The 11544-nt window shown below is 53.6% G+C and carries 7 protein-coding genes; all 7 read right to left on the bottom strand.

The features are described from left to right. Positions 1 to 596 precede the first annotated feature (596 nt). A complete protein-coding gene (locus Q3Y58_RS19355; protein WP_319623417.1) occupies positions 597 to 1892 on the bottom strand; it encodes a glycerate kinase type-2 family protein in 1296 nt (431 codons plus the stop codon). A 208-nt stretch (positions 1893 to 2100) separates the two neighbouring features. Next, positions 2101 to 2991 (bottom strand): 2-hydroxy-3-oxopropionate reductase, encoded by an 891-nt coding sequence (glxR, locus tag Q3Y58_RS19350; protein ID WP_319623416.1) that lies wholly within the window; start codon positions 2989 to 2991, stop codon positions 2101 to 2103. A 16-nt stretch (positions 2992 to 3007) separates the two neighbouring features. After that, the gene (hyi, locus tag Q3Y58_RS19345; RefSeq protein WP_319623415.1) at positions 3008 to 3790 is read right to left on the bottom strand and encodes a hydroxypyruvate isomerase; all 783 of its coding nucleotides are present in this window, start codon (positions 3788 to 3790) and stop codon (positions 3008 to 3010) included. Positions 3791 to 3816: 26 nt separating this feature from the next. Then, positions 3817 to 5568: a glyoxylate carboligase gene (gcl, locus tag Q3Y58_RS19340; protein ID WP_319623414.1), complete on the bottom strand. Its 1752-nt coding sequence runs from the start codon at positions 5566 to 5568 to the stop codon at positions 3817 to 3819. Positions 5569 to 6028: 460 nt separating this feature from the next. Further along, complete coding sequence (locus Q3Y58_RS19335) at positions 6029 to 7309, bottom strand: FAD-dependent oxidoreductase (RefSeq protein WP_319623413.1); 1281 nt, start codon at positions 7307 to 7309, stop codon at positions 6029 to 6031. 42 nt (positions 7310 to 7351) lie between these two features. Then, positions 7352 to 8713, bottom strand: a complete 1362-nt coding sequence (locus tag Q3Y58_RS19330; protein ID WP_274220323.1) for an FAD-dependent oxidoreductase — start codon at positions 8711 to 8713, stop codon at positions 7352 to 7354. Positions 8714 to 8785: 72 nt separating this feature from the next. Beyond that, the gene (locus tag Q3Y58_RS19325) at positions 8786 to 10441 is read right to left on the bottom strand and encodes a BCCT family transporter (RefSeq protein WP_319623412.1); all 1656 of its coding nucleotides are present in this window, start codon (positions 10439 to 10441) and stop codon (positions 8786 to 8788) included. Between the last annotated feature and the right edge of the window lie 1103 nt (positions 10442 to 11544).

Below are 11544 nucleotides of genomic sequence, written 5' to 3'. Positions count from 1 at the left end.
CGCCCAGAAGGGCAGCAAGAAGTTTTCATTGGCAGGCCGGTCCTCCCAAACTGGGCCGCCACCTGCTGTCCAATCTCACAACAACAACTATGGAGGACCAAAACACCACAAAAAATACGGGAAGCCGCCTACGAACTTTACCGAACCCCTTAAGATCAACGATCACGCCTGCTGTTTTGCCGTTCTAGATGACGTCAGCCGCCCGCCGACTTGCGAAAGCTCTCGCTTGCAAACCGGAGCATAATTTCAGTTAGTTCATTGAAATATAAAGCCTTAATTGAACGCTCGCACGCCCACTCAGATCTCAATGCATGCGCAAGTATAGGCTCAGGGGATGGGCGACTTCGAGTGGCCCAAAAACCGCCCCTTTTTCGATTAGTCTTTAGGCTAATGGCTTTTTCACAGGAAATTCGAACTAGTTCGATTTTATCGATAATTGGTTGGCCGATCTCATCCAACAAGACGCAGAAGAGTAAACAGAGGTCGCTTCATACGAATCTCACCTCCCTCGTCATAAGAAAAGCGGCGCCCCCACCAGAGCGCCGCCTTTCAAGGCAAACCGACTTTCTGACGCTTGTGGCGCATCCGGCAGAAAGTCAGCGCCCGTCCTCAGTAATCAAGATGGCACGGAAGTCATTCACGTTGGTCATGGTCGGCCCGGTAATCACACTGTCACCAAGCGCCTCAAAGAAGCCATGCCCATCGTTGTTTGCCAATGATGCGCTAGGGCTTATGCCCTTTTCCCAAGCCCGCTCGATGGTGGTTGGGTCACAGATCGCGCCAGCGATTTCTTCAACGCCGTCAACGCCATCCGTGTCCCCTGCCAGGGCATAAACGTTCTTGGCCCCGCCCATGGTCACGGCATAGGAAAGCAGGAACTCAACATTGCGCCCACCGCGGCCCTTGCCTTTCAAGGTAACAGTGGCCTCACCGCCAGAAAGAAGCACACAAGGTGCCTTGAACGGCTGGGAGTGAGAAACAATTTGCTTGCTGAGGCCCGCAAAAACTACCCCCACATCGGAAGCTTCACCTTCAATGCTGTCGCCGAGGATGTAGGCCGGGATACCTTCTTGGGCGCAGACGTCGGCCGCAGCTTCGAGCGCTCGCTGCGGTGAAGCGACAATGTGAGTTTCGATGGATACCCCTTCCAGAGAAAGAGGCGCTGCACCGCTCGGCCCCTTGGCATCGGCCTCCTCCTTCATGCGGTCAAGGTGCGCCTTGGCAGCTTCCGGGAGTGCGATGCCGTAGCGCTCAATGATCGCAAGTGCGTCATAGACTGTGGTCGTGTCCTGAACGGTGGGACCGGAAGCAATGTTGACCGGATCATCGCCCGGTACATCGGAGATAAGGAGATTGATGATGCGTGCCGGATGTGCTGCAGCAGCAAGGCGGCCGCCTTTGATCTGGGAGAGATTGCGGCGCACACAGTTCATCTCGTTAATTGTGGCACCGCAAGCCAGCAACTCCTTGTTCACCGCCTGCTTGTCTTCTAACGAAATGCCCGGAGCGGGCAGCGGCAGGAGCGCGGAGCCGCCGCCTGAAATCAGGCACAATACTGTATCGTCTGCACCCAGTTTGGACACGTAGTCCATCATCCGCCGCGAGGCCTCAAGGCCTGCTTCATCCGGCACGGGATGAGCCGCTTCCAGAATTTCGATCTTGTCGCAAGGAACGCCATAGCCGTAGCGCGTGACAACAAGCCCTTCAAGCTCGCCCTCGTAGGCATCTTCAACGGCACGGGCCATCGCTGCAGATGCTTTGCCCGCGCCGATGACAACCAGCTTGCCTTTCACATCATTTGGCAGAAATGGCGGCACGCAGACGGCTGGCTGCGCGGAGGCTACAGCGGCATCGAACAAACTGCGAAGCAACTCTTTTGGAGCTTTGGTCATTTATGCATCTCCCAAATGCAACGGGGTGGTGTGCAAGCCTTACTCAGCTATATGCCGATCAACTCATCTGATTGAAGCAACCCAATCTCAACGGATTGACCTGCTTGAAGCAGACAGCCAACAGAACGTCAGCGCCGTCGGCATCTTGGAAGGAGTGAGAGGGCGCCAACGAAGTGGAGCATGAAGCACCCTCTCACAGGTGCATGGATCAGGCGTCTTCGGCAACCTTGTGGTTTGCCATCAGCTCGAGAGCCTTCACCATGCCGGAGTGATCCCATGCGGCACCGCCATTTGCGGAGCAAGCATTAAAGAGTTCCTGCGCTGTCGCCGTGTTTGGCAAGGACAGACCCATAGCCTTTGCGTTGGACAGTGCGAGGTTGAGATCCTTCTGGTGCAGTTCAATCCGGAAGCCAGGATTGAACGTGCGCTTCACCATGCGCTCGCCGTGGATCTCCAGGATCTTGGAGGACGCAAAACCGCCCATCAGAGCCTGACGTACCTTTTCCGGATCTGCGCCAGCCTTGGATGCGAACAAGAGAGCCTCACCAACAGCCTCAATGTTCAGTGCAACGATGATCTGGTTTGCGACCTTGGCAACCTGACCGTCGCCTGCTTCACCGACGAGAGTGATGTTCTTGCCCATCAGCTCGAAGAAGGGCTTCACCTTCGCGAAGTCTTCTTCAGATCCACCTGCCATGATGGAAAGGGTTGCGTTTACCGCACCAACTTCACCACCGGACACTGGGCCATCTACATAACCGCAGCCAAGTTCGCGAATTTTCTTTGCGAACTCTTTGGTTGCCAAAGGCGAGATGGAGGACATGTCCACCACGATCTTGCCTGCGGACAGACCTTCCGCAACACCACCGGCTTCGAACAGAACTGCTTCTACGTGCGGGGTATCCGGAACCATCACGAAGATGATCTCGGCCTTTTCAGCAACTTCCTTGCCGCTTTCGCAAGCGATGCCGCCAGCTTCCACCAGTTCAGCAGGAATGGACGGAATGGAGTGCAGGTGTACTTCATGACCTGCTTCGATGAGATGGCCAGCCATAGGCTTGCCCATAATACCGAGACCGATGAAACCGATCTTTGCCATTTTAGTTCACTCCTAATTAGATAAGTTTGTAGTCTTTCAGCCAGCCAAGGCCTTCAACGGTACCGTTTGATGGGATGTACTCAGCGCCAACCCAACCCTGATAGCCAATCTCGTCCAAGTGCTTGAACAAGAAGCTATAGTTGAGTTCGCCAGTACCTGGCTCATGACGACCAGGATTGTCTGCCAGCTGCACATGCGCAATCTGCGAGAGATTGTCCTTGAGGGTTCTGGCAATGTTACCCTCCATGATCTGCATGTGATAAATGTCGTACTGGAACTGCAGGTTGTCGCTGCCAACTTCCTTGATCAAACGAAGAGCCTGCGCAGAGGTATTGACGCAGAAGCCGGGCATATCCTGAGTGTTGCAAGCTTCCAGCAGCAGCAGGATGCCAGCTTCCTTGAGGCGCGGTGCGGCATAACGCAGGTTTTCGATCAAAACCGCTTCGGCCTGCTCCTGGCTTACACCTGCCGGGACAAAACCAGCAAGACAGTTCACCTGCGTGTTGCCCAGCACCTTTGCATAGGCGATCGCCTTGTCCACGCCAGTGCGAAACTCTTCCTCACGGCCCGGTAAACATGCGATGCCGCGTTCACCTTTCGCCCAGTCGCCAGCAGGCAGGTTGAAAAGAACCTGCTGCAAGCCGTTGGCGTCCAACTCAGCTTTAATCGCCTGCGCTTCGAAATCATAAGGGAAAAGGTATTCAACACCTTTGAACCCAGCGGCCGCCGCGGCTTCAAACCGCTGCATGAAGTCTAGCTCTGTAAAGAGCATCGACAGATTGGCTGTTAACTTAGGCATGTTCACTCCTTGATACCTAAAGAGTCTTATTCTTCGAGATCGATGACTTCTTCCCACTCGTTGACCTTGTCGATGTCTGGCCCCATGGAGACATTCAACTTGCGTTCAACAATGAACTCGACAACGACTGGAACTCTGAACTCATCGCGCAGCTCACGTGCCTTGCGCAGCGCAGGTTCGATTTCAGCAGGATCAAAGACGCGGATGGCCTTACAGCCGAGACCTTCTGCAACGGACTTGAAGTCAACGCCGTAGCCACCGTTTACGTTTTCATCGACATTGACGTTTTTGAAACCGAGGTCGAGGCAGTGGTCCATCTTGAATGCCATTTGAGACATGCGGATCAGACCGAGGTAAGCGTTGTTTACCAGCACGTGGATGTAGGGAATGTTGTGCTGAGCGGCGACGGCCAGTTCTTCGAGCAAGAACTGGAAGTCATAATCGCCAGAGATAGCAACAACTTCCTTCTCCGGTTCAGCCTTGGCTGCACCGATTGCGGCAGGCATGGTCCAGCCGAGGGGGCCGGCCTGTGTCGCATTGATCCAGTGCAACGGACGCTCCACATGCAGCATCTGAGTGGCCTGGATCTGAGTGTTGCCGATGGTGGCAACGTAACGGGTGTCACCGTCAAACACGTTGTTCATTTCGTGGAACACGCGCTGTTGCTTGATAGGCGTGTCGTTAAAGTCAGTGCGACGCAACATGGTGCGCTTGCGCTTGTTGCATTCGGCAACCCAAGCGCTGCGGTCCTTCAGCTCACCCTTTTCCTTCATTTCCTTTGCCACTTCGATGAAGCGCTTAAGAGCCGGAACGGTGTCAGAGATGATGCCAAGGTCCGGTGAGAAGATGCGGCCAATCTGCGTAGGCTCAATGTCTACGTGGATGAACTTGCGGCCCTTGCGATAAGTGTCGAGCTGGCCGGTATGGCGGTTCGCGAAGCGGTTTCCAATGCCGAAGACAAAGTCGCTTTCAAGGAAGTTCGCATTGCCGTAACGATTGTTACACTGCATGCCCATTTTGCCGATCATCAGCTCATGGCTGTCTGGAATCGAGCCCCAGCCGCGCAATGTTGGGATGACAGGAACACCCGTGATTTCAGCCAGTTCCTGAAGCAGAGGAGCCGCACCAGCGCTGAGAACACCACCGCCAGAAACAATCACTGGCTTCTCGGCGTCATTGAGCATCTGCAGCGCCCGTTCGGCCTGCGCACGGGTGGCGCTTGGCTTGGACGGCGTCATTGGCTCATAGAGATCGATGTCGAATTCGATTTCCTGCATCTGAACGTCGACCGGCAGATCAAGCAGAACTGGACCTGGGCGACCGGACCGCATTTCGAAGAATGCACGCTGGAAGTAACCCGGCATCTGGCCACCGTCCCGGATGGTCTTTGACATCTTGGTAACTGGCTTGGAAATCGCTTCGATGTCGACGGCCTGGAAATCTTCCTTGTCCAGCTTCGCAACAGGTGCCTGACCGGTCAGGCAGAGGATCGGAATGGAATCTGCCATGGCCGCATAGAGGCCGGTGATCATGTCGGTGCCTGCAGGACCGGATGTGCCAACGCAAAGGCCGATGTTGCCCACCTTGGCCCGGGTGTACCCCTCGGCCATGTGGCTTGCGCCTTCAACGTGACGGCAGATGATGTGCTCGATCCCGCCCAAGGTCTTCATAGCAGCGTAGAATGGATTGATTGCGGCGCCCGGAACGCCAAATGCAACGCTCACGCCTTCCTTCTTCAGGATTTGGACTGCAGCTTCAATCGCCCGCATCTTAGCCATGTGCTCTCTCCGTATCTTGGATTGCATTGCCGACAAGATTGGTCTCATTGAGAGAGAGTTCCAAACTCGATCAGAGGTTAAACCAGCAACACACGTGATATGACATGAAATAACAACGTATAAACTTTTGATCTATTCGCCTTATTACATAGTCATCATCTTGTTAAACTTTATTTTTACATAAACTTATCAATAGAAAATCAAATTTATACTTTTGATAAGTTCATTTTGTTGATTGATGGGACTTCGACCAAGCAAAGCTCCGGCGTTTGCGGACCTCTCATATTGAGAGCCTTTCCGCATTACGGTCTTCATCTGGATCGACTGATCTCACCTTGATGGCCTCAGAAACCCGAGACCAGACAGGTCAAGCAGCTCCTACATTCATAGTTTACCTACCTGCTTTGGTGCCATTTCAGCATTCCCGCGGGGCGGCTGATGACGCCTCGCGAGATGTTCTTTAATGCAGTGGCACTGCGCCGTTCTCGACGGTGAGCGCAACGATATCCGCAACCGGAACATCGCGAGACGCTCTCCCGCTTTGAACAGCAAGGGCAGCAGCAGCTCCTACTGCCTGCCCCATGGCCATGCATGTGCACTGGGCTCGAATACCTGCCAGCGATTTTCTGTCGGCAGACAGAATGCGCCCTGCAACAAGCAGACGGCTGGTGTCTTTTGGCATTAGCGCCCGGAAAGGTACGGTCGGAATAAGCTCTTCAGATTCATGGAAGATTTCTTCGCAACCATTGTCTTCATTGTGAAGGTCGATGTAGTTGAATGCGTTGCAGACAGCGTCGTCGTAAGGCACTGCGGCCATAAACTCATCAAGCGTCACGACGTGCTCTCCGATCACTCGGCAGCCTTCACGAGACAAGGCGCGGGTGTACATCTGCTTGAGCACAGCCCGCTCAGCGCCCGGAATACGGTCCCTCACGAATTCAAACATCCGCAACATGCGCTTGCGGCCTTCAATATTGGCTGCGGTCTGGCCATCTGCGTCAGAGGTATCGCAGCCATAAATATGCGTGGCGTTGTGGCCGCCCATTTGCAAGTACCACAGGAATGGATAGATGCCGAAGTAAGCCCAGTCGCCCTTCTCCAACTCACCCTTTTCCATGGCCTCATCATAGATCTTCTGAGCCTCGCCTTCCCACACCTGCTGCATGTCAATACCTTCAATGCGGTATTGCAGCGTGCCAGGCTGGCGGGCACGGGCCTTGTCTACAGGCCGCCCCAGAGCGCGAACAACGTCAGCATCACCCGAACAGTCAATCAACTCCTTGCAGCGTGTAATGCGCTTGATGCCGCGCGCAAAAGAGATGACCTCCCACTCGTTGCCGTCCTGATGCACTTCCCCGATAAATTCGTGGTAGTGGATTTCAACACCGGCTTCCAGCGCAGCCTGCTCGGCCAATGTGGCATAGATCGGCACATTGATGTTGCTGTAGTACCCCGGCGTATCTACAGCGCGGCGTTCGGTCATTGGCTTGATCCGAAGACCTTCTACTTCCTTGGACTGCTTGAACAGTTCCCAGCCGATACCTTGCACAACGGCTTGTCGTGGTGAATGCCAATGGTTTGGCATGAACACGCCGCCGTCGGTCATGGTGCCACCAAGCATTGAGCTCGCCTCGATCAAGGACACCTTGACCCCCGCACGGCCCGCCTGGATTGCTGCCACGTGACCGGCGGTTCCCCCACCCGCAATGACCACATCAACTGTTTCACGTTGTTCTCTCATGAAACCCAACTCCCTAAGTCGGGGCGCTAAACGCGCCACCGATTAGTCAATACGCACGTCTTGATCGCGCAGCGTTTTCTGCAGCTTGGCAATGTCGAGCTCGGTGAAGCTCACATCATCCATTGCCGCCAAAGCTGCCGCAGTGCCGGCACCCTGGCCTGTAACCGAACAGCACATCATGTTGCGCATGGTGGTGTGTGCGATCACATCTGCAGAGATACAGCGGCCGGCTACGATCAGATTTTCGACCTTTTGAGGCACAAGACAGCCATATGGGATCTGATAATAGCGCCCCGTGGTTGGCAGGATCAGATAGCCGCTGCCGTCGATGAACTCTGGGAAGATGCCGATACTGTCATCGCAACGGCCCTGATTAAGCACGTGTTCTTTGGTCACACGGGTTTGACCCTGAATGAGGCGAGACTCACGCGTTCCAAGCGTCATGCCGAAATTGCGCAAACGCGCGTTTTCAAAACCCGGCACATAGTGGCGCAATGCATCAATGGCCCAGATTGCCTGCTGACGGCCCTCAATTTCAGCGCGTGTGATGTCCAAAACGTCCGTGCAGTCGAAGCCGAACGCATAGACCATGTTGAGCTGAAGCGCTTCACCTGTTTCTGTGAAGGTCGACCAGGTGCCTGCGATGGCCCCGGCATTGCCTGGGATCACGCCTTCTTCATGGGCCTTGGTAAAGACATCCTCCATGTAGGGACTGAACATGTCATCTTCCTTTTCATCGGTGATGACGTCCCAGTTCTTGCCCCAGTCGGCGTAAGTTGGCTTGAGATCTTCTTCAACAAATTTCTTGAATTTCGGCACATCAATGCCAGCGCAGTTGAACATGACGGTTACACCCATCAGTTCGCTTTTGTCGCGCTTTGTGTAGGGCGCACCTGCCTTGTAGGCAACATCCGCATCGCCCGTACAATCAACGATCTTCTTCGCTAGAACAGCTTTGCGGCCGGACTTGCCTTCAACGATCACGCCCTTCAGCGCGTCGCCTTCCATAACCACATCAACGACCATGGAGTGAAGCAGCGGTGTGACGCCCGCCTCTACCAACATGCGGTCGGCAACGTACTTGAAACCTTCTGTGTCGATCACTTCGCTGACGGATTGCGGCTCTGGCCGGGTGAAGCCCAGTTCCTTTGCACGGCGCTCATATTCGCGGCCAATGCCTTCGCAATCTTCGGTGTCTTCATGGCGGTACCAAGCAAAGCTCTCGACACCTACTTGAGTGAGAACGCCGCCAAAACAGCCATAGCGCTCAAGAATTACTGTCTTTGCACCAGTACGCGCGGAAGCAATTGCAGCTGTAAGACCGGATGGACCACTACCGACAACCAGTACATCCGTTTCCATCATGACTGGTGTTTCTCTGACCGGCTCGACTATCGTGTTCATTTTATTATCCAAAGACCTGAGAATACTAATCTGTTGGGGGAGCCCCCGGCGGTGCCGGGGGCGTCAGTCTTGTTATTCCGCTGGAACAGCTACCGCGCCAGGTTCTGCAGCTGGTTTCGCCGCTGGTTCCTTGACACCATTGCCTTGAGCATCCAGCTCGAGCCAAATCCGGTTTTGTCCATCAGGGGCAGGCAGACCTTCCGCGAAGTCCTGCTTGATAGCCTTCATGAAGCTCTGGCACAGAATCCAGATCACGAACACCAGTGGGAAGCCGGTCAGAATGGATACTGTCTGAAGAGGCTTCAGAGATTCCGGGTTGATGAAGTAAAGACCCAGAGAAACCGCACCAGCAAGGATCAACCAGAACGCCACGTTCCACTTTGCAGGATCCTGATCGTCACGCAGCTCTTCCTGAGTAGCCGCCGCGAGTGAATAGCCTACCGCACAGTGGCCAGTGATGTAGGAGATCAACGTGATCGCACCAAAGGCAAAGATGAACAGGCTCGACATTGGCAGGTGAGACAACATGGTGGTTACCACCTTGCCACGGCCACCTTCACTCATTGCGGCCATAAGGTCAGCTTCGCCTGTCATCTGCAGATCAATTCCAAAGCCTGGCAGGACCATGTAGAAGACCATGCAACCAAGGGAACCGAAGATCAGACCGCCAGCAACAACTTCACGGATGGTACGGCCCTTGGAAATCTTCGCGATGAAGAGGCCAAATGGAAGCGCATATACAACCCACCAAGAGAAGTAGAAGACCGTCCAAGCTTGAGGGAACCCGGTTTCACGCAGAACGTCCGTTACGAAGCTCATGTAAATGAAGTTCTGCAGCAGAAGACCAAGACCGTCGACAGACTGGTTCAGGATGAAGGCTGTCGGCGCGCAAACAAGGATCGCAATCAGCATCACGATGTCGGCCCGAACGTTCCATTCTGAAAGTACAGAGACCCCGCGTTGAAGCCCGAAAATGAGCGCAACAAGTGGAATGAAGGTCCAAAGGAAGATCACGAAAGTATCCAAGAACGGATTACTTGACTCCCACCCAGCGAGATAAACAATTACGCCTGAGATAAGTGGCGTTCCTAGCGCCAGGGAGGTCATAACCCCGCCAATCATGCCAAACATGTACAGGAAGTTACAGAGGTGCCCCGCAAAGCCATCTGCATAGTTCCCAAGTACAGGACGCACGAATTCGCTAACCTTCATGTTCTTTTGCTTACGAATGTAGAAGAAATACGCCATAGGGATAGCACAGCAGATGTACCATGCCCAAGCGGAAGGCCCCCAGTGGAACATGCCATAGGCCGAAGCCCAACGGGCAGCATCTGCTGAGCCAGGCTCAACACCGAACGGCGGCGCCTGCATGATCCAGATCCACTCCACACTGCCAAGGTACAGCAAGCTACCCCCTGTACCAGAGGTGAAGATAAGACCGATCCATGTGAATGTGCTGAATGCTGGCTTTTGGCCTGGATCACCGAGAACGACCCCCCCCATGCGTCCCATGGCCAGCACAAGGCAGAAAACCACAGCAGCAACGGTCGCCAGCAAGAAGAACCAACCCAATTCGTTGGTCGTGAATTTGTGTAACTGACCTAGAATAGCATTAGAGCCAGCCGGGTCGTATACAAAGTAAACACCCATAACCAAGGTCACGATCAGAGCAGGATAGAACACCCACTTGTCAATGGCCCCTTCTTTATGCCCAGATGGTGCAGACATTAATCCATCCTCCCAATTTCATGTTACCTCTCCCTTTTCGAACGCGTTCGAATATATGAAACTGTGGCCATCAGACCTCCTAAAAGTCCAGTCAGGTAAATCGCGTACCTTTCCAATTTGCGGAGTTATCCATTGTTTTTATGGGATTTTTCGCAGGCCACAGGATTGAATATCCGTTCAATAGCGCCAGGCGACATGGCCCGAAGTGACCCTCAAATAAGTCGAACCAACGTCGAAATCTATCGCCGCAAGATCGCTTTTTAATTGAATGCAATTCAGCTTCACGATAGGGTAACGACGATATATTAGCGTAATCAAAGATTTATCTGCGACTGGCCCAACAGGGGATGACTAAACTGCCCCACCTCGCTGCGCAGGCCCTCAAATGCAAAATCGACTCACCCACAAATGCAAACCGCAGCCAATAGGGCAGCGGCCAATCAATGAGCCGAGGCGGCTAGCCGAACACGCGCACCAAATCTGGCTTTTGAGCCATTTGCTCCTACCCTCGGCATCCGATCTCAAAACACAATGAGAGCACTGTTTTACCTCTGACTGGGCCGCCACCATTGCCTCCAAGTGGCACCCACCCATAAACCAGCCGAGGATCAAGGCCGCCTTCGACACAACCACGTACCCATACCAGACCACACCATAAAGCGACTATCTGTTGATATTATCTCAATTCCGAAATCCCAGTCGAAGGGCGAGCAGAGACTTGGCAGCGTGCTATCAAACAATGCCTCAAGAAACGCGTGATTCTCGTGGAGGTAAATATAATTCCTCACAATTTGCGTATTGAATCAGATATCGGAGTTTTAAAAACATATTATTCAGTATTGCGGGCTTTGCCGGAGACAATTTTCCGACGAACAATGATATATTTCGCGCTCCGTCAAATACTATAGAGACGCCTATCAAATTGATTTTTCGAACTTTTTCAATCGGAAAATGGGGTGTTGACGGCCTCATTCGAGCTCGCTTCTGTAGTATACCGGATATGAGGTTATGTATTTTGGTGTGCTAGTAAGGTTACGCAAGATTATTTGGGTTTTTGGTTTGTTTTGTTTTTTTGAGCCATTTGCCCTTTGGTTGACCGCGGT

It is taken from the genome of Nesiotobacter zosterae, assembly GCF_033843645.1.
Classification (GTDB): domain Bacteria; phylum Pseudomonadota; class Alphaproteobacteria; order Rhizobiales; family Stappiaceae; genus Pseudovibrio; species Pseudovibrio zosterae.
The sequence above is the reverse complement of the archived record's forward strand: the minus strand, read 5'-3'. Positions and strand labels throughout refer to the sequence as shown.

Coding starts and splice junctions, on each gene's coding strand:
- Q3Y58_RS19355 (WP_319623417.1), bottom strand. CDS start 1,892: ATGACCAAAGCTCCAAAAGAGTTGCTTCGCAGTTTGTTCGATGCCGCT.
- glxR (WP_319623416.1), bottom strand. CDS start 2,991: ATGGCAAAGATCGGTTTCATCGGTCTCGGTATTATGGGCAAGCCTATG.
- hyi (WP_319623415.1), bottom strand. CDS start 3,790: ATGCCTAAGTTAACAGCCAATCTGTCGATGCTCTTTACAGAGCTAGAC.
- gcl (WP_319623414.1), bottom strand. CDS start 5,568: ATGGCTAAGATGCGGGCGATTGAAGCTGCAGTCCAAATCCTGAAGAAG.
- Q3Y58_RS19335 (WP_319623413.1), bottom strand. CDS start 7,309: ATGAGAGAACAACGTGAAACAGTTGATGTGGTCATTGCGGGTGGGGGA.
- Q3Y58_RS19330 (WP_274220323.1), bottom strand. CDS start 8,713: ATGAACACGATAGTCGAGCCGGTCAGAGAAACACCAGTCATGATGGAA.
- Q3Y58_RS19325 (WP_319623412.1), bottom strand. CDS start 10,441: ATGTCTGCACCATCTGGGCATAAAGAAGGGGCCATTGACAAGTGGGTG.